Raw genomic sequence first — 18,684 nt, forward strand, 5'->3', positions numbered from 1 at the left:
GCCATGGCGCCCAAGGAAGCACCCAGCGAGCTGATCCGCGCCAAGGACGTGGCGGAGTTCGACCGCTGGGCGATACCCAGCTTCGATCCGCAGGTCGAGGAGGCCCCCGAGCCTGAGCCGCAACCCGAGCCGGAGCCCGAACCGCAGATCGAGGAGGTGGCGGTCGAGGACGTCAAGCCACTGACGCTGGAGGAGCTCGAGGCGATCCGCCAGGAGGCCTACAACGAAGGCTTCGCCACCGGCGAGAAGGACGGTTTCCGGGCCGGCCAGCTGAAGGCCAAGCAGGAAGCCGAAGTCGCCCTGGCGGCCAAGATTGCCAGCCTGGAGGAGCTGATGGGGCACCTGCTGGAGCCCATCGCCAACCAGGACCGCGAACTGGAGCAGGGCCTGGTCAACCTGGTCAGCCAGATGACCCGCCAGGTGATCCAGCGCGAGTTGGCCATCGACTCCAGCCAGATCCGCCACGTGCTGCGCGAGGCCCTCAAGCTGCTGCCAATGGGCGCCAGCAATATCCGCATCCATGTCCATCCGCAGGACTTCGAGCTGGTCAAGGCGCTGCGCGAACGCCACGAGGAAAGCTGGCGCATCCTCGAGGACGAGAGCCTGCAGCCCGGCGGCTGCCGGGTGGAGAGCGAGAGCAGCCGCATCGACGCCAGCGTCGAGACGCGCCTGGCCACGGCCCTCAAGCAGCTGTTCGAGCAGCAGCGGGCGCAGGCCACCAATCCGCCGGAAGCCGACATCCAGGTCGACCTGGAGAGCCCCGATGCGCCTTGAGCGCACCAGCTTCGCCAGGCGCCTGGCCGGCTACGCCGAGGCGATCGACCTGCCCAGCCAGCCGGTGGTCGAAGGCCGCCTGCTGCGCATGGTCGGCCTCACCCTGGAGGCCGAGGGCCTGCGTGCCGCGCTGGGCAGTCGCTGCCTGGTGATCAACGACGACAGCTACCACCCGGTGCAGGTGGAGGCCGAGGTGATGGGCTTCGCCGCCGGCAAGATCTACCTGATGCCGGTCGGCAGCCTGGCCGGCATCGCCCCCGGGGCCCGCGTGGTACCGCTGCCGGATACCGGTCGCCTGCCCATGGGCATGTCCATGCTCGGCCGGGTGCTGGACGGCGCCGGCCGCGCGCTGGACGGCAAGGGCGGGATGAAGGCCGAGGACTGGGTGCCGATGGACGGCCCGACCATCAACCCGCTCAACCGCCATCCGATCAGCGAGCCGCTGGACGTCGGCATCCGCAGCATCAACGGCCTGCTCACCGTCGGCCGTGGCCAGCGCCTGGGCCTGTTCGCCGGTACCGGCGTGGGCAAGTCGGTGCTGCTGGGCATGATGACCCGCTTTACCGAGGCCGAGATCATCGTGGTCGGCCTGATCGGCGAACGGGGCCGCGAGGTCAAGGAATTCATCGACGAGATCCTCGGCGAGGAGGGCCTCAAGCGTTCCGTGGTGGTCGCCTCGCCGGCCGACGATGCGCCGCTGATGCGCCTGCGCGCGGCCATGTACTGCACGCGCATCGCCGAATACTTCCGCGACAAGGGCAAGAACGTCCTGCTGCTGATGGATTCGCTGACCCGCTTCGCCCAGGCCCAGCGCGAGATCGCCCTGGCCATCGGCGAGCCACCGGCGACCAAGGGCTACCCGCCCTCGGTGTTCGCCCGTCTGCCACGCCTGGTCGAGCGCGCCGGCAACGCGGAGGCCGGCGGTGGCTCGATCACCGCCTTCTACACCGTGCTCTCCGAGGGCGACGACCAGCAGGACCCGATCGCCGACGCCGCCCGCGGCGTGCTCGATGGTCACTTCGTGCTGTCACGCCGGCTGGCCGAGGAAGGCCACTACCCGGCCATCGATATCGAAGCCTCGATCAGCCGGGTCATGCCCCAGGTGGTCAGCCCCGAGCACCTCAAGCTGGCGCAGCGCTTCAAGCAGCTGTGGTCGCGCTACCAGCAGAGCCGCGACCTGATCAGCGTCGGCGCCTATGTGCCGGGTGGCGATGCTGACACCGACCTGGCCATCGCCCGCCAGCCGGCCATGGCCCGCTACCTGCGCCAGGGCCTGGAGGACAGCGAGCCGATGGAGGCCAGCGTCAGCCAGCTGGCGCAAGTGTTCAACCCGCAAGCGCAGGCCTGATAGATGGCGGTCAGCCGTGCCGCGCGCCTGGCGCCGGTGGTCGAGATGGCCGAGCGCGCCGAACGCGAGGCGGCCCGCCAGATGGCGCACATGCAGGGCCTGCTGGCCAAGGCCGAGGCGCAGCTGGGCGAGCTGGAGCGCTATCGCGCCGATTACCAGCAGCAGTGGATCAGCGAGGGCAGCAAGGGCGTTTCCGGCCAGTGGCTGATGAACTACCAGCGCTTTCTCAGCCAGCTGGAAACCGCCATTGGCCAGCAGCTGCAGAGCATCAACTGGCACCGGCAGAACCTGCAGAAGGCGCGGGCCGCCTGGCAGCAGCGCTATGCGCGGGTGGAGGGCCTGCGCAAGCTGGTCCAGCGCTACCTGGACGAGGCCCGCGCGGCCGAGGACAAGCGCGAGCAGAAGCTGCTCGACGAGCTGTCGCAGCGCTTGCCACAGAGGGATCAGGGCTGAATCGCGGTTGCCGCCGTCACGCTCGGGTGCTACATCTTGTCTGCACAAGAACCAACAAGGAGTTCCACATGGCCATCACCGCGCTGCCCTCGAGCGACGGACAGGAGCTGACCATCCATATCCAGGGCCGCTTCGACTTCTCCGCGCATCAGGAATTCCGCGATGCCTACGAGCGGGTGAGCGCCACGCCCAAGCGTTATGTGGTCGACCTCAAGGGGGCCACCTACCTGGATAGCTCGGCCCTGGGCATGCTCCTGCTGCTGCGCGACCACGCCGGCGGCGACCATGCGCGCATCAGCCTGGTCAACTGCAACCCCGACGTGCGCAAGATCCTCTCCATCTCCAACTTCGAACAGCTGTTCCAGATCGGCTGATCACCATGACCGGGCGCCTGTCCATCCTGATCGCCGAGGACAGCGCGGCCGACCGCATGCTGCTGTCCACCATCGTCAGCCGTCAGGGGCACCGGGTGCTGACCGCCGGCAATGGCCTGGAGGCGCTGGCGCTGTTCGAGCAGGAACGCCCGCAGCTGGTGCTGATGGACGCCCTGATGCCGGTGATGGACGGTTTCGAGGCTGCGCGGCGGATCAAGGAGCTGGCCGGCGAGGAGCTGGTGCCGATCATCTTCCTCACCTCGCTGACCGAGAGCGAAGCCCTGGTGCGCTGCCTGGAGGTGGGAGACGACTTCCTCGCCAAGCCCTACAACCAGGTCATCCTGGATGCCAAGATCCGCGCCATGGATCGCCTGCGCCGCCTGCAGGACACGGTGCGCCGGCAGCGTGACCTGATCGCCAAGCACAACGAGCATCTGGTCAACGAGCAGCGGGTGGCCAAGGCGGTGTTCGACAAGGTGGCCCACTCCGGCTGCCTCAATGCCGCCAATATCCGCTACCTGCAGTCGCCCTTCGCCCTGTTCAATGGCGACCTGTTGCTGGCCGCGTTCAAGCCCTCCGGCGGCATGCACGTGCTGCTCGGCGACTTCACCGGCCACGGCCTGCCGGCGGCGATCGGCGCCATGCCGCTGGCCGAGGTGTTCTACGGCATGACCGCCAAGGGCTTCTCGATGGCCGAGATCCTGCGCGAGATGAACGCCAAGCTCAAACGCATCCTGCCGGTTGGCGTGTTCTGCTGCGCCACGCTGCTCAACCTGAGTTTCCAGCGCCGGGTGGTGGAGGTATGGAACGGTGGCCTGCCGGATGGCCACCTGCTGCGCGCCGCCACTGGCGAGCGGGTGCCGCTGGTGTCGCGCCATCTGCCGCTGGGGGTGCTCGAGCCGGCGTCCTTCAAGGACGACTACGAGGTTCACCCGCTGGAGGCGGGCGATCGCATCTTCCTGTTGTCCGACGGCGTGCTGGAGACCCGCGATGCCGCTGGCCATCTGTTCGGCGAGGAGCGCCTGCTGCAGGTGTTCGCCGCCGGTCACCCGCCGGCAGACATGTTCGACGAGATCCAGCGGGCCCTGGCGGCTTTTCGCGGCGAGGCCCAGGACGATGTCAGCATGATCGAGCTGTGCATGGCCGAGGAGGGCGAGCTCAGACGCCCGGCGCTGTCCTTTTCCGACAGCGGGCAGAGCAGCCCGCTGGACTGGTCGGCCAGCTTCGAGTTTCGTGCCGAGACGCTCAAGCGCTTCAACCCGCTGCCCTTCCTGCTGCAGCTGCTGATGGAAGTGCAGGGCCTGCGGGCCCAGGGCGGGGCGCTCTACACCGTGCTGGCCGAGCTCTATTCCAATGCATTGGAGCATGGCGTGCTGGGCCTGGACTCGGCGCTCAAGGCCGATGCGCAGGGCTTTGCCCGCTATTACCAGGAGCGTGGTTCGCGCCTGCAGGGGCTGCAGGATGGTTTCGTACGCTTCGACCTGCACCTGAGCCCGGAAGCCGAGGGCGGGCGCCTGACTATCGACGTGCAGGACAGCGGCGCCGGTTTCGATGTGGCCGATGTCTTCGCCCAGCCGGCCGATTGCGGCCGCCTGAGCGGGCGCGGCCTGCGCCTGGTGCGCAAGCTGGCCGACCAGTGCCAGTGGAGCAGCGATGGCCGCGGCGTGAGGGTGGAGTTTCGCTGGCCAGTGTGACGGTGATGGCGTATTGCCAATATGCGCAGGCGACGCGCCTCCCATCTCAGGCATAATCGCGGCGTTGTCCGATCATGGAGTGAGCCGGTGTCCGATAACCATCTCGATCAGAACGTGTTGGCCTCCCTGCAGGATGTCATGGGGGAAGAGTATCCCGTGCTGCTGGATACCTTCCTGGTCGATTCGGACGAGCGCCAAAGGCATATCCAGGCGGCCATGGCCGCCGCCGACGCCCAGGCCCTGCGCCTGGCCGCCCACAGCTTCAAGGGCAGCTGCAGCAACATGGGCGCGCCCCTGCTGGCCGGGCTGTGCAAGCAGTTGGAGGAGGCCGCCCGGCGCGAGCGGCTGGAGGAAGCGCCGGCGCTGATCGAACAGATCGGCCGCGAGTTCGCCATCGTGCGCATCCTGCTCAAGTCCGAGCGCCAACGTTACCGCTGAAGTCTTTTCGGGCGGAGTGGCCGAGTTGGCCCGGCCCTTGCTCTATCCCCGGTACGATCCATCCCTAACGGAGAGTACCCATGTCCGTTGCACCCGACTTTCTCCTCCAGTCCGCGCCCGAAGTGCGGCCCAAGGCGCCTGCCGCCAAGGCCCCGTCCGGAGGCGCGGAGCCCGTCAAGAACGCCGACTCCAGCTTCGCGGAGGTCTATGCCAAGGAGCGCCAGGCCAAGGCTGCCGAGCGCAAGGAGGCGAGCGCCAAGGCTGCTGAGGAACGCTCGGCCGAAGCCAGGCCGACAGACGAGGCCGAGGGCGAGGCTGCCGTCGAGCAGTCGGTCGTTGCCGAAAGCGGCAAAGGCTTGCCGGAGGATCTGCCCGAAGGCGGCGAGGAGGGCGTCGACCCGCTGCTGCTGATGGCCATGACCGGCCAGCTGCCGGCCGAGGAGACCGTCGATCCGGCACTGAGCGGTGACGCGCAGATGGCGGCCGACACGGCCGATCCGCTGTTGCAGGCGGCAACCCCGACGGTGGCCAGCGCCGCACCGGCCACCCTCACCGAGGCCAGTCACGATCCCGAGCTGGACATGCTCAACAGCCTGCCAGCGGTGAAGCTGGCGCTTGAGATCGGCGCCCAGAATCAGGCCGCAGCCCAGCAGCAGTTGAGCCCTGGCGCGGTCGCCGCCGAGCGGGCCAGCAACCCGGGCCAGGGCTTCGCCAATGCCCTGGCGGCCTTCGCCGGCGAAGCTATGCCTAGCGAGGACGCGCCGAGCGAGGGGCTGGAGGGCGAGTTGCTCGGCGAGGCCCTGGATACCTCAGTGCCGAATCTTCGCGAAGGGCAGAGTGATGCGCGGGCCGAAGCCTTCGCCAGCAAGCTCAGCGCCCTGAGCCAGGCCATCAACCAGCAGACCGGCGCCGCCCAGCGCCTGCCACTGGTACCGGGTCAGCCGCTGCAGGTCGGCCAGCCTGGGATGAGCGAGGCGGTGGTGGACAAGGTCATGTGGCTGTCCAGCCAGAACCTCAAGTCCGCCGAGATCCAGCTCGACCCAGCCGAGCTGGGGCGCCTGGAGGTGCGTATCGAGCTGAACAAGGACCAGGCGGCCCAGGTCACCTTCGTCAGCGCCAATGCCAACGTGCGTGACCAGCTGGAAGGCCAGGCCCACCGTCTGCGCGAGCTTTTCGCCCAGCAGGGCATGAACCAGCTCGACGTCAACGTCTCTGACCAGTCCCTGGCGCGTGGCTCCCAGGGCGGTAGCGAGGAGGGCCAGGGGCGCTCTGCGGGTCGCGGCCTGGGTGGCTCCGGCGATGAGGAAGTGCTGAGCGGTGTCAGCGAGATCCGCACTCCGGCCGCCGGCTCGGCGCCGCGCGGGCTGGTGGATTACTACGCCTGACGCCTGCCAGAGCCTGTTGCAGTGAACTGCGCCCGGTGCCGATAAAGCACCGGGCGCAGTCGTTTTAGGGTGACAGGTGACCGTTGCCTTGGTATATCGGCAGCCGGTATCGGGGGACGCGGTAAAGGACTATCTTGTTTACAAGGTGGCATAACACTTGCTCCTAAGCCCTTGACCAAGGACAAATCTCAGTTCAGTGACGGATTTCTGGCATGGCAAAGAAACCAGCTCCCAAACCCCCGGCGGCCGAAGGCGGCGAGAAGACCGGCGGCAAGGGCAAGCTCAAGCTCATCATCCTGATCGTCGTGGCCCTGCTGCTGGCGGTGGGCCTGTCGGTGGGCGCGACGCTGTTCTTCCTGGGCAAGGACAAGGGGGCCGAGGATGAGGCGGCGGCCGAGGAGAGCGCCAGCGAAACGGCGCCACCGGTCAAGCAGCCGGCCATCTACGAGGCCATCGCCCCGGCTTTCATCGCCAACTACAACTACCAGGGGCGGCAGCGCTACATGCAGGTCAGCGTGGCGCTGATGGCGCGCAACCAGGCCGAACTGGACGCCCTCAAGGTGCATCTGCCGCTGGTGCGCAACCGCCTGGTCATGCTGTTCTCCGGCCAGGACTTTGGCGCCCTGATGACCCCGGTCGGCAAGGAGATGCTGCGCAGCCAGGCTACCGCGGTGGTGCAGGAGCTGGCGCAGAAGGAAACCGGCAAAACCGTGGTCGAACAGGTACTGTTCACCAACATCGTGCTGCAGTAGGCGGGAGCTAGCCATGGCCGTACAAGACCTGCTGTCACAGGACGAGATCGACGCGCTGCTGCATGGCGTCGACGATGGCCTGGTCGAGACCGAGGATGCCGGCGAACCCGGTAGCGTCAAGAGCTATGACCTGACCAGCCAGGATCGCATCGTCCGCGGACGCATGCCGACCCTGGAGATGATCAACGAGCGTTTCGCCCGCTATACCCGCATCAGCATGTTCAACCTGCTGCGCCGTTCCGCCGACGTGGCGGTGGGCGGCGTGCAGGTGATGAAGTTCGGCGAGTACGTGCATTCGCTCTACGTGCCGACCAGCCTCAACCTGGTGAAGATGAAGCCGCTGCGCGGCACCGCGCTGTTCATCCTCGACGCCAAGCTGGTGTTCAAGCTGGTGGACAACTTCTTCGGCGGCGACGGTCGCCATGCCAAGATCGAGGGCCGCGAGTTCACCCCCACCGAGCTGCGAGTGGTGCGCATGGTCATCGACCAGGCCTTCATCGACCTGAAGGAAGCCTGGCACGCGGTGATGGACGTCAACTTCGAGTACATCAACTCGGAAGTGAACCCGGCCCTGGCCAACATCGTCAGCCCCAGTGAGGTGGTGGTGGTTTCCACCTTCCATATCGAGCTGGACGGCGGTGGTGGCGACCTGCACATCACCATGCCCTATTCGATGATCGAGCCGATCCGCGAGATGCTCGACGCCGGCTTCCAGTCCGACGTCGACGACCAGGACGAGCGCTGGATCAAGGCCCTGCGCGAGGACATCCTCGACGTCAAGGTGCCGCTCGGCGCGACCCTGGCCCACCGCCAGCTCAAGCTGCGCGACATCCTGCACATGCAGCCGGGCGATGTGATCCCGGTGGAACTGCCGGAGCAGATGATCATGCGCGCCAATGGCGTGGCTGCCTTCAAGGTCAAGCTGGGCGCGCACAAGGGCAACCTGGCCCTGCAGATTCTCGAACCCGTGGAACGCCTGCGCTAAGGCGCGCTGACGCGGGTAGTCATTAACCTGAGCGGCCGGTCCGGCCCGCCAGATGAACAGATAGACAGCCAGCCGAGGTAGAGCGATGGCAGACGAAAACGAAGGTACCAGCCCAGAAGAGCAGGCCCTGGCCGACGAGTGGGCCGCGGCCCTGGCCGAGGCCGGTGATGCCGGGCAGGACGACATCGATGCGCTGATGAACCAGGGTGGCGCCGCCGCTCCGGCCGCGCCGCGCATGGCGATGGAAGAGTTCGGCGCCGCGCCCAAGCCGGGCAATGGTCCGGTGGCCCTGGAGGGCCCGAACCTGGATGTGATCCTCGACATCCCGGTGTCCATCTCCATGGAAGTCGGCAGCACCGAGATCAGCATCCGCAACCTGCTGCAGCTCAACCAGGGCTCGGTGGTGGAGCTCGACCGCCTGGCCGGCGAGCCGCTTGACGTGCTGGTCAACGGCACCCTAATCGCCCATGGCGAGGTGGTGGTGGTCAACGAGAAGTTCGGCATCCGCCTGACCGACGTGATCAGCCCCAGCGAACGCATCAAGAAGCTGCGCTGAGGTGATGATGCGTGGATTTTGCAGCCTTCTCCTGCTGGCGCCGTTGACGGCGCTGGCCGCCGAACCGGTGGCCAAGGCGGCGACCACGCCCATGGCCAGCAGCGATATCGGTGGCCAGCTGGCGCAGTTGCTGTTCGGCCTGCTGCTGGTGGTCGGCCTGATCTTCGCCCTGGCCTGGCTGCTGCGCCGGGTGCAGCAGATCGGTCCGCGCGGCAACCAGGCGATCAAGCTGGTGGCCAGCCAGGCCCTGGGCCCGCGTGACCGCCTGCTGCTGGTCCAGGTCGGTGGCGAGCAGGTCCTGCTCGGCATCAGCGCCGGGCGCATCACGCCGCTGCACGTGCTCAGGGAGCCGGTGCCGCTCGACGCCGCCACGCCGGCTACCCCGGAATTCGCCCAGCGCCTGATGGAGCTACTCGGCAAGGACCAGAAGGACAAGACATGAGCCCCTGGCGCATCCTGCTGACCCTCTTGCTGGCCCTGGCCGCGCCCCTGGCGTTCGGCGCCGACGACCCGCTGTCGATCAAGGCCATCACCCTCAGCACCAACGCCGAGGGGCAGCAGGAGTATTCGGTCAGCCTGCAGATCCTGCTGATCATGACGGCGCTGAGCTTCATCCCGGCGTTCGTCATGCTGATGACCAGCTTCACCCGCATCATCATCGTGTTCTCCATCCTGCGTCAGGCCCTGGGCCTGCAGCAGACGCCGTCGAACCAGATCCTGATCGGCCTGGCCCTGTTCCTGACCCTGTTCATCATGGCCCCGGTGTTCGACAGGATTAACCAGGACGCCCTGCAGCCCTACCTCAACGAGCAGCTGCCGGCGCAGCAGGCGATCGCCCGGGCCGAGGTGCCGATCAAGGAGTTCATGCTGGCGCAGACCCGCGCCTCGGACCTGGAGCTGTTCGTGCGCCTGTCCAAGCGTACCGATATCGCCTCGCCCGAGCAGGCGCCGCTGACCATCCTGATCCCGGCCTTCGTCACCTCCGAGCTGAAGACCGCGTTCCAGATCGGCTTCATGATCTTCATCCCGTTCCTGATCATCGACATGGTGGTGGCCAGCATCCTCATGGCCATGGGCATGATGATGCTGTCGCCACTGATCATTTCCCTGCCGTTCAAGATCATGCTGTTCGTCCTGGTCGATGGCTGGGCGCTGATCATGGGCACCCTGGCCGGCAGCTTCGGCACGATATAGCGAGGCCCATATGACTCCCGAAATCGCCGTCGACCTGTTCCGCGAAGCGCTCTGGCTGACCGCCCTGATCGTCGGCCTGCTGGTGCTGCCGAGCCTGCTGGTGGGCCTGCTGGTGGCCATGTTCCAGGCCGCCACGCAGATCAACGAACAGACCCTGAGCTTCATCCCGCGCCTGCTGGTGATGCTGCTCACCCTGATGTGGGCGGGGCCCTGGCTGGTGCGCGAGCTGATGGAGTACACCCAGACGCTGGTGCAGAACATTCCGCTGTTGATCGGCTGATGCTCGAACTGACTAATGCGCAGATCGGCGGCTGGGTGGGCCAGTTCCTCCTGCCGCTGTTCCGCATCGCCTCCATGCTGATGGTGATGCCGGTGATCGGCACCCAGCTGGTGCCGGCGCGGGTACGTCTGTACCTGGCCCTGGCCATCTGCCTGGTGCTGGCGCCGACCCTGCCGCCGATGCCGCGGGTGGACGCGGTGAGCCTGCAGGCCATGCTGCTGATCGGCGAACAGGTGCTGATCGGGGTGATGTTCGGCTTCGTCCTGCAGCTGTACTTCCACCTGTTCACCGTGGCCGGGCAGATCATCGCCATGCAGATGGGCCTGGGTTTCGCTTCCATGGTCGATCCGGCCAACGGCGTGTCGGTAGCGGTACTGGCGCAATTCCTGCTGATGCTGGTGACCCTGCTGTTCCTCGCCATGAACGGCCACCTGGTGGTGTTCGAGGTGCTGGCCGAGAGCTTCGTCACCCTGCCGGTGGGCCAGGGCCTGCTGCTCGACCATTACTGGGAACTGGCCGGCAAGCTGGCCTGGGTGATCGCCGCCGGCCTGCTGCTGTCGCTGCCGGCGGTCACCGCGCTGCTGATCATCAACCTGGCCTTCGGCGTGATGACCCGCGCCGCGCCGCAGCTGAACATCTTCTCCATCGGCTTCCCGCTGACCCTAGTGCTCGGCATGTTCATCTTCTGGCTGGGGCTGACCGACTTCCTGGCACACTTCCAGGTGTTCACCAGCGAAGCCCTGCAACAGTTGCGCGAACTCGCGCGCCTGCGCTGAGGAGGCTCAATGGCCGAGAGCGAAAGCGGCGCGGACAAGAGCGAGGAACCTACTAGTAAGCGCCTCGAGGAGGCGCGCAAGAAAGGTCAGATCGCTCGCTCCAAGGAGCTCAGCACCCTGGCGGTGACCTTCGGCGGCGCCGCCGCGCTGCTGATCTTCGGCGCGCAGATGGGCCAGGCCATGCTCGGCATGATGCAGGGCAACTTCGCTCTGCCGCGCGAGGTGCTGCTGGATGATGGTTCCATGGCCCGTTATCTGTTGCGCACCGGGATGGAGGCGCTGCTGGCGCTGCAGCCGTTCTTCATCGTCATGCTGATCGCCTCCATCATCGGGCCGGTCGCCCTGGGCGGCTGGCTGTTTTCCAGCGAGGCGCTGCAGCCCAAGTTCAGCCGCATGAACCCTTGGGAGGGGCTCAAGCGGATGTTCTCCGCCAAGGCCCTGGTCGAGCTGCTCAAGGCCCTGGCCAAGTTCGTGATCATCCTGCTGGTGGCACTGCTGGTGCTCAAGGCGGACCAGGACGACCTGCTGGCCATCGCCAACGAGCCGGTCGAGGCAGCCATCCTGCATGCCATGCTGGTGACCGGCTGGAGCCTGCTGTGGATGGCCTGCGGGTTGATCCTGATCGCCGCGGTGGATGTGCCGTTCCAGCTCTGGGACACCAAGCAGAAGCTGATGATGACCAAGCAGGAGGTCAAGGACGAGTACAAGGACAGCGAAGGCAAGCCCGAGGTCAAGTCGAAGATCCGCCAGTTGCAGCGGCAGATGGCGGAGCGGCGCATGATGCAGCAGGTGCCGGAGGCGGACGTGGTGATCACCAACCCGACCCACTTCGCCGTGGCCCTCAAGTACGACCCGGAGAAGGGCAATGCGCCGGTGCTGCTGGCCAAGGGTGGCGATTTCCTGGCGCTGAAGATCCGCGAGATTGCCCAGGAGCACAAGGTCACCCTGCTCGAGTCGCCGGCCCTGGCGCGGGCGGTGTACTTCTCCACCGAGGTCGACCAGGAAATCCCCGCCGGTCTTTATCTGGCGGTGGCCCAGGTGCTGGCCTACGTCTACCAGCTCAAGCAGTTCCGCGCCGGCAAGGGCAAACGCCCGGGACCGCTGCCGGACCTGCCGATCCCGCCGGATTTGCGCCGCGACGAGTAGCGGCGTGGCCGTCTCTCGTGCCTTCACGGCAGAGTTGGAATGCTTCTTGCGATTACCCCTGCACGGCGCCTTTCGCGTCAAAAGATTGAATGGGCTGGGGATAACAAGTGGCAGTGGATCGTGCGCAAATCATCGGGGACGTACGCAGCAACCTGGCGGGGTTGCGCCATGGCAATCTGGGTATTCCGCTGCTGCTGCTGGTCATGCTCGCCATGGTCATGCTGCCGATCCCGCCGTTCCTCCTCGACGTGCTGTTCACCTTCAGCATCGCCCTGTCCATCGTGGTCCTGCTGGTCGCCATCTACTCGCTGAGGCCGCTGGACTTCGCCGTCTTCCCCACCGTGCTGCTGGCCGCGACCCTGCTGCGCCTGGCGCTGAACGTCGCCTCCACCCGCGTGGTGCTGCTGCACGGCCAGGAGGGGCATGACGCCGCGGGCAAGGTGATCCAGGCCTTCGGCGAGGTGGTGATCGGCGGTAACTACGTGGTCGGCGCCGTGGTGTTCGCCATCCTGATGATCATCAACTTCGTGGTGGTCACCAAGGGTGCCGGGCGCATTTCCGAGGTGAGCGCGCGTTTCACCCTGGACGCCATGCCCGGCAAACAGATGGCCATCGACGCCGACCTTAATGCCGGCCTGATCGACCAGGCCGAGGCCAAGCGGCGCCGTGCCGAGGTGGCCCAGGAGGCCGACTTCTACGGCTCGATGGACGGTGCCTCGAAGTTCGTCCGTGGCGACGCCGTGGCCGGCCTGCTGATCCTCTTCATCAACCTCATCGGTGGCATCGCCATCGGCGTGGCCCAGCATGATCTGCCCTTCGCCGAGGCCGGACGCATCTACACCCTGCTGACCATCGGTGACGGTCTGGTGGCGCAGATCCCTTCGCTGCTGCTGTCCACCGCGGCCGCCATCATGGTCACCCGGGTCTCCACCTCCGAAGACATGGGCGCCCAGGTCAGCCGGCAGATGTTCGCCTCGCCCAAGGCCCTGGCCGTGGCAGCGGCGATCATGATCACCATGGGCCTGGTGCCGGGCATGCCGCATGTGCCCTTCATCGGCCTCGGCCTGGTGGCCGCCGGTGCTGCCTACTGGATTGCCAACAAGCAGCGCAAGGTCAAGGAGGAGGAGGTCAAGGAGGTCAAGCGCCAGCAGGAGCTGCTGCCGGCGCAGAAGGCCCAGGAGGTCAAGGAGCTGGGCTGGGACGACGTCACCCCGGTGGACATGGTCGGTCTGGAGGTCGGCTACCGCCTGATCCCGCTGGTTGACCGCAACCAGGGCGGCCAGTTGCTGGCGCGGATCAAGGGCGTACGCAAGAAGCTGTCGCAGGAGATGGGCTTCCTGATGCCCTCGGTGCACATCCGCGACAACCTCGACCTGTTGCCCAATGCCTACCGCCTGACTCTGATGGGCGTCAGCGTGGCCGAGGCCGAGGTGTATCCGGAGCGCGAACTGGCGATCAACCCCGGCCAGGTGTTCGGCACGCTCAACGGCATCGCCGCCAAGGATCCGGCGTTCGGCCTGGAGGCGGTGTGGATCGACCCGAGCCAGCGCGACCAGGCGCAGTCGCTCGGCTACACGGTGGTGGATGCCAGCACCGTGGTCGCCACCCACCTCAACCAGGTCCTGCACAAGCATGCCCACGAGCTGATCGGCCACGAGGAGGTGCAGCAGTTGCTGCAGCTGCTGGCCAAGACCTCGCCGAAGCTGGCCGAGGAGCTGGTGCCGGGGATGGTTTCGCTGTCGACCCTGCTCAAGGTGCTGCAGGCACTGCTGCAGGAACAGGTGCCGGTGCGCGATATCCGCAGCATCGCCGAGGCCATCTCCAATGTCGCCGGCAAGAGTCAAGATCCCGCCGCGATGGTCGCCGCGGTTCGCGTCGCGCTGGCCCGCGCAATCGTGCAAAGCATTGTGGGACTAGAGCCGGAGCTGCCTGTGATCACTCTGGAGCCCAGGTTGGAACAGTTATTGCTCAATAGCCTGCAGAAGGCCGGTCAGGGCTCCGAGGATGGCATCCTCCTCGAACCCGGAATGGCCGAGAAGCTGCAACGCTCCCTGGTGGAAGCGGCGCAGCGCCAGGAAATGCTCGGCAAGCCGGTGATCCTGCTGGTGGCCGGCCCGGTCCGGGCGATGCTGTCGCGATTCGCGCGGCTCGCCGTACCCAACATGCATGTACTGGCCTACCAGGAAATACCGGACAACAAGCAGGTCACGATCGTCGCCACGGTCGGCCAGAACTGAGGGTTCTAAGCCATGCAAGTCAAACGCTTCTTCGCCGCCGATATGCGTACCGCCATGAAGCTGGTGCGTGACGAACTGGGCGCCGACGCCGCCATCATCGGCAACCGCCGCGTGGCCGGCGGCGTGGAGCTGACCGCGGCGCTGGACTACCAGCCGGCCACCCCGGCGCGTACGCCCAACCCGGCGCTGGAGGCCGAGCTGCGCAAGACCCAGGCGAAGATCGCCAATGCCCAGGCCGAGCTGACCATCCGCGCGGTGGCCGACGAGCGCAAGGACCGCCAGCTGTTCGCCAACGAATCGCTGATCGCCCCCGAGCTGCCGGCCACTGCGGTCAAGGTGCAGCGCCCGGTGGCCGCTCCGCAGGCTGCCAGCAAGCCGGCCGCCGCCGCGGTCGACCAGCGCGCCCTGGATGCCATGCGCTTCGAGCTGCACGGTCTGCGTGAACTGATCGAGGTGCAGCTGGGCTCCATCGCCTGGGGCCAGCTGCAGAACCGCAAGCCGCAGCAGGCCAACCTGTGGCGTCGCCTGCAGCGCATGGGCCTGTCCGCCGAGCTGTCCAAGGCGCTGCTGGAGCGCGTGGCCAAGGTCGCCGATCCGCGCCAGGCCTGGCGCATGCTGCTGGCCCATCTGGCCCACGCGATCAAGACCCCGGCGGTCGAGCCGCTAGAGGAGGGCGGGGTGATCGCCCTGGTCGGCCCGGCCGGCATGGGCAAGACCACCACCCTGGCCAAGATGGCCGCGCGCTACGTGCTGAAGTACGGCTCGCAGAGCATCGCCCTGGTCAGCATGGACAGCTTCCGTATCGGCGCCCAGGAGCAGATCAAGACCCTCGGCCGCATCCTCAACGTTTCCGTGACCCAGGTCGATCCGGGCCAGTCGCTGATCCAGGCCCTGGCACCGCTGGCGCGCAAGAAGGTGATCCTGATCGACACCGCCGGCCTGCCGGGCAACGACCCGGCCCTGCGCCTGCAGCTGGAGAGCCTGGCTGCGCGCGGCCTGAAGGCGAAGAACTATCTGGTGCTGGCTGCCACCAGCCAGGCTCAGGTGCTCAAGGCCGCCTATCACAGCTACAAGCAGTGCGGCCTGGCCGGCTGCATCCTGAGCAAGGTGGACGAGGCGGCCAACCTAGGTGAAGTTCTGGGGCTGGCCATCAGCCAGCATCTCCCGGTAGCCTATCTGGCTGACGGGCCGAAGATTCCGGACGATCTGCAGGTACCGCGCAGCCACCAGTTGGTGAGTCGCGCCGTGAGCCTGCAGACCGAGGAAGATCCGAGCGAGGAAGCCATGGCCGACATGTTTGCCGGCTTCTACCACCCGCGTCGCGCGGGGTAGGGCAGGCGGTGGCGCGCAAGGCGTTCTAGTGTGTAGGAACAGGTCGGTGTAGTTGCCCGACCAGCCCAGACCAGGCAAGACAAGGTAAGAGAAGAACATGGGTAGTATGCATCCCGTACAGGTGATCGCAGTCACTGGCGGCAAGGGCGGCGTCGGCAAGACCAACGTGTCGGTGAATCTGTCGCTGGCGCTGGCCGACCTCGGTCGCCGGGTCATGCTGATGGACGCCGACCTGGGCCTGGCCAACGTCGACGTACTGCTCGGCCTGACGCCCAAGCGCACCCTGGCCGATGTGATAAACGGCGAGTGCGACCTCAAGGACGTGCTGCTGCAAGGGCCCGGCGGCATCCGCATCGTGCCCGCGGCATCCGGTACGCAGAGCATGGTGCAGCTGTCGCCGGTACAGCATGCCGGCCTGATCCAGGCCTTCAGCGACATCAGCGACAACCTTGATGTGCTGGTAATCGACACCGCCGCCGGCATCGGCGACGGCGTGGTCAGCTTCGTCCGTGCCGCCCAGGAGGTGCTGGTGGTGGTCTGCGACGAGCCGACCTCGATCACCGACGCCTACGCGCTGATCAAGCTGCTCAACCGCGATTACGGCATGAACCGCTTCCGCGTCCTCGCCAACATGGCCCACAGCCCGCAGGAAGGGCGCAACCTCTTTGCTAAACTGACCAAGGTGACCGATCGCTTCCTCGATGTGGCCTTGCAGTACGTGGGCGCCGTTCCCTACGACGAATCCGTCCGCAAGGCCGTGCAGAAACAGCGCGCGGTGTACGAAGCCTTCCCGCGCTCGAAATGCGCACTGGCGTTCAAGGCGATTGCCCAGAAAGTCGACACCTGGCCGCTTCCGGCCAACCCGCGCGGCCATCTGGAGTTCTTCGTCGAGCGTCTGGTGCAGCAGCCGATCGCGGGGACGGCCGTATGACAGCAGCCAGTGGACTTCGCATGTACAACAAGGCGCAAGCGCAGGATTCCCAGCACCAGCTGATCGAGCGATACGCGCCGCTGGTCAAGCGCATCGCCTATCACCTGCTGGCGCGCCTGCCGGCCAGCGTGCAGGTCGACGATCTGATGCAGGCCGGCATGATCGGCCTGCTGGAAGCCTCAAAGAAATACGATGGCAGCAAGGGCGCCAGCTTCGAGACCTACGCCGGCATCCGCATTCGTGGCGCCATGCTCGACGAGGTGCGCAAGGGTGACTGGGCACCGCGCTCGGTGCACCGCAACAGCCGCATGGTCAGCGATGCCATCCGCGCAATCGAGGCCAGAACCGGTCGAGACGCTAAAGATCAAGAGGTTGCGGCCGAACTCCAATTGAGTCTCGAGGATTACTACGGCATCCTTGGCGACACTCAGGGGAGCCGCCTGTTCAGCTTCGACGACCTGATGCAGGACGGCGAGCATGGCGGTTTGCTCGAGGATGCCAGTAGCCACAGTGGTCCCCTGCACGGCCTGGAAGACGAGCGTTTCCAGGCGGCGCTGGCCGATGCCATCGCCCATCTGCCGGAGCGCGAGCGGCTGGTGCTGGCGCTGTACTACGACGAAGAATTGAATTTGAAGGAAATCGGCGAAGTTCTGGGGGTCAGCGAGTCCCGGGTCAGTCAGTTGCACAGCCAGTGCGCCGCCCGTTTGCGCGCACGTCTGGGCGAGTGGCGGGCCAGCTGACGAAGAGCCGGTTTCAAGATTTGCGACGTCCCGGGGTGCCGGTGGCGTTTAGGACTGTACGGAGGTCGACTTGGACAAGAACATGAAAATCCTCATCGTTGACGATTTCTCGACGATGCGACGGATCATCAAGAACCTCCTGCGTGATTTGGGGTTCACCAACACGGCCGAGGCCGACGACGGCAATACGGCCCTGCCCATGCTGCAGAGCGGCAGTTTCGACTTCCTGGTGACCGACTGGAACATGCCCGGCATGACCGGTATCGACCTGCTGCGCGCGGTGCGCGCGGACGAGCGCCTGAAGAATCTGCCGGTGCTGATGGTGACCGCCGAGGCCAAGCGCGAACAGATCATCGAGGCCGCCCAGGCTGGCGTGAATGGCTATGTCGTCAAGCCGTTCACCGCCCAGGTGCTGAAGGAGAAGATCGAGAAGATCTTCGAACGGGTTAACGGCTGATGATCGCCGCGAGGGCGCTATGGCACACGATGATTCACACCTGGGCGAACTCGAATCGACCCTGAAGGCGCATGCCACCCAACTCGTCGAGAGCCTGGAGAAGGGCCGTTTCGGCGAGGCGGTCAGCCTGATCCACGAGCTCAACAAGGCGCGCGACCACGGCCTGTATCAGGAAGTCGGCAAGCTCACCCGCGAACTGCACAACTCGATCGTCAACTTCCAGATCGACCCGCGCAATCCGCACGCGCAGGAGATCTCGCAGATCACCGACGCCACCGAGCGCTTGTCCTATGTGGTGCAGATGACCGAGAAAGCGGCCAACCGCACCATGGACCTGGTCGAGCAGAGCGCGCCGCTGGTCAACGACCTGGGCGACGAGGCACAGGCCCTGTCTGCCGACTGGGGCAAGTTCATGCGCCGCGAGATGGGCGCCGACGCTTTCCGCGACCTGGCCAAGCGCATCGAACTGTTCCTCGCTCGCAGCGAGCGTGACAGCCAGCGTCTGTCCGGCTACCTCAACGACATTCTCTTGGCCCAGGATTTCCAGGATCTCACCGGGCAGGTGATCAAGCGCGTGACCCAGCTGGTCACCGAAGTGGAGCGCGACCTGCTCAAGCTGATGCTGATGGCCAGCCATGTCGACCGCTTCGCCGGTATCGAGCATGACCTGGAGGCGCTGCGTGCCGAGCAAGAACAACAAAAAGAGCCTTCCAAGGGTGAAGGTCCGCAGATTCATGCCGATAAGCGTGATGACGTCGCGTCCAGCCAGGACGATGTCGACGACCTGCTGTCCAGCCTTGGATTTTAGGGCTCTAGAAGAGCCTTTGGAGCG

At 66.2% G+C, this 18,684-nt stretch carries 21 protein-coding genes; all 21 read left to right on the plus strand.

Features of this window, described 5'->3' with window-relative positions:
• The first annotated feature begins 3 nt into the window (after window positions 1-3).
• Window positions 4-774 carry a flagellar assembly protein FliH gene (gene fliH / locus DMO17_RS17255; protein WP_110683712.1) on the plus strand — a complete coding sequence of 257 codons (771 nt, stop codon included), beginning with the start codon at window positions 4-6 and terminating at the stop codon, window positions 772-774.
• The gene (gene fliI, locus DMO17_RS17260) at window positions 764-2,122 is read left to right on the plus strand and encodes a flagellar protein export ATPase FliI (RefSeq protein ID WP_110683713.1); all 1,359 of its coding nucleotides are present in this window, start codon (window positions 764-766) and stop codon (window positions 2,120-2,122) included. The genes fliH and fliI overlap by 11 nt, the downstream gene beginning before the upstream one ends.
• Before the next feature lie 3 nt (window positions 2,123-2,125).
• The gene (gene fliJ, locus DMO17_RS17265) at window positions 2,126-2,575 is read left to right on the plus strand and encodes a flagellar export protein FliJ (protein ID WP_110683714.1); all 450 of its coding nucleotides are present in this window, start codon (window positions 2,126-2,128) and stop codon (window positions 2,573-2,575) included.
• A gap of 68 nt (window positions 2,576-2,643) precedes the next feature.
• On the plus strand, window positions 2,644-2,949 hold the full coding sequence (locus tag DMO17_RS17270) for an STAS domain-containing protein (protein WP_021702607.1): 306 nt from the start codon (window positions 2,644-2,646) through the stop codon (window positions 2,947-2,949).
• A gap of 5 nt (window positions 2,950-2,954) precedes the next feature.
• Window positions 2,955-4,643 (plus strand): fused response regulator/phosphatase, encoded by a 1,689-nt coding sequence (locus DMO17_RS17275; RefSeq protein ID WP_110683715.1) that lies wholly within the window; start codon window positions 2,955-2,957, stop codon window positions 4,641-4,643.
• Window positions 4,644-4,730: 87 nt separating this feature from the next.
• On the plus strand, window positions 4,731-5,081 hold the full coding sequence (locus DMO17_RS17280; RefSeq protein ID WP_110683716.1) for an Hpt domain-containing protein: 351 nt from the start codon (window positions 4,731-4,733) through the stop codon (window positions 5,079-5,081).
• Between the two features lie 80 nt (window positions 5,082-5,161).
• Window positions 5,162-6,466, plus strand: a complete 1,305-nt coding sequence (locus DMO17_RS17285; protein ID WP_110683717.1) for a flagellar hook-length control protein FliK — start codon at window positions 5,162-5,164, stop codon at window positions 6,464-6,466.
• A 212-nt stretch (window positions 6,467-6,678) separates the two neighbouring features.
• Window positions 6,679-7,218, plus strand: coding sequence for a flagellar basal body-associated protein FliL (gene fliL, locus DMO17_RS17290; protein WP_110683718.1), 540 nt, complete (start codon window positions 6,679-6,681; stop codon window positions 7,216-7,218).
• Between the two features lie 13 nt (window positions 7,219-7,231).
• Entirely contained in the window at window positions 7,232-8,203 is a 972-nt protein-coding gene (gene fliM, locus DMO17_RS17295) for a flagellar motor switch protein FliM (protein WP_110683719.1), read from the plus strand.
• A gap of 85 nt (window positions 8,204-8,288) precedes the next feature.
• Window positions 8,289-8,759, plus strand: coding sequence for a flagellar motor switch protein FliN (gene fliN, locus DMO17_RS17300; RefSeq protein WP_110683720.1), 471 nt, complete (start codon window positions 8,289-8,291; stop codon window positions 8,757-8,759).
• A 7-nt stretch (window positions 8,760-8,766) separates the two neighbouring features.
• Window positions 8,767-9,201: a flagellar biosynthetic protein FliO gene (fliO, locus tag DMO17_RS17305; RefSeq protein WP_110683766.1), complete on the plus strand. Its 435-nt coding sequence runs from the start codon at window positions 8,767-8,769 to the stop codon at window positions 9,199-9,201.
• On the plus strand, window positions 9,198-9,953 hold the full coding sequence (gene fliP, locus DMO17_RS17310; protein ID WP_110683721.1) for a flagellar type III secretion system pore protein FliP: 756 nt from the start codon (window positions 9,198-9,200) through the stop codon (window positions 9,951-9,953). Before fliO ends, fliP begins: the two co-directional genes overlap by 4 nt.
• A 10-nt stretch (window positions 9,954-9,963) precedes the next feature.
• Window positions 9,964-10,233 (plus strand): flagellar biosynthesis protein FliQ, encoded by a 270-nt coding sequence (gene fliQ, locus DMO17_RS17315; protein ID WP_110683722.1) that lies wholly within the window; start codon window positions 9,964-9,966, stop codon window positions 10,231-10,233.
• Window positions 10,233-11,009, plus strand: coding sequence for a flagellar biosynthetic protein FliR (gene fliR, locus DMO17_RS17320; protein WP_110683723.1), 777 nt, complete (start codon window positions 10,233-10,235; stop codon window positions 11,007-11,009). Before fliQ ends, fliR begins: the two co-directional genes overlap by 1 nt.
• A 9-nt stretch (window positions 11,010-11,018) precedes the next feature.
• A complete protein-coding gene (gene flhB / locus DMO17_RS17325) occupies window positions 11,019-12,155 on the plus strand; it encodes a flagellar biosynthesis protein FlhB (RefSeq protein ID WP_110683724.1) in 1,137 nt (378 codons plus the stop codon).
• Between the two features lie 113 nt (window positions 12,156-12,268).
• On the plus strand, window positions 12,269-14,392 hold the full coding sequence (gene flhA / locus DMO17_RS17330; protein ID WP_110683725.1) for a flagellar biosynthesis protein FlhA: 2,124 nt from the start codon (window positions 12,269-12,271) through the stop codon (window positions 14,390-14,392).
• A gap of 12 nt (window positions 14,393-14,404) precedes the next feature.
• A complete protein-coding gene (flhF, locus tag DMO17_RS17335) occupies window positions 14,405-15,724 on the plus strand; it encodes a flagellar biosynthesis protein FlhF (RefSeq protein WP_110683726.1) in 1,320 nt (439 codons plus the stop codon).
• 97 nt (window positions 15,725-15,821) lie between these two features.
• Window positions 15,822-16,655, plus strand: a complete 834-nt coding sequence (gene fleN, locus DMO17_RS17340) for a flagellar synthesis regulator FleN (RefSeq protein WP_110683727.1) — start codon at window positions 15,822-15,824, stop codon at window positions 16,653-16,655.
• Complete coding sequence (gene fliA, locus DMO17_RS17345; RefSeq protein WP_110683728.1) at window positions 16,652-17,395, plus strand: RNA polymerase sigma factor FliA; 744 nt, start codon at window positions 16,652-16,654, stop codon at window positions 17,393-17,395. The genes fleN and fliA overlap by 4 nt, the downstream gene beginning before the upstream one ends.
• Window positions 17,396-17,477: 82 nt before the next feature.
• Complete coding sequence (locus tag DMO17_RS17350; protein ID WP_181418812.1) at window positions 17,478-17,852, plus strand: chemotaxis response regulator CheY; 375 nt, start codon at window positions 17,478-17,480, stop codon at window positions 17,850-17,852.
• A gap of 19 nt (window positions 17,853-17,871) precedes the next feature.
• Window positions 17,872-18,660: a protein phosphatase CheZ gene (locus DMO17_RS17355; protein WP_110683730.1), complete on the plus strand. Its 789-nt coding sequence runs from the start codon at window positions 17,872-17,874 to the stop codon at window positions 18,658-18,660.
• Window positions 18,661-18,684: the final 24 nt, after the last annotated feature.

Source organism: Aquipseudomonas alcaligenes (assembly GCF_003205495.1).
Classification (GTDB): domain Bacteria; phylum Pseudomonadota; class Gammaproteobacteria; order Pseudomonadales; family Pseudomonadaceae; genus Aquipseudomonas; species Aquipseudomonas alcaligenes_B.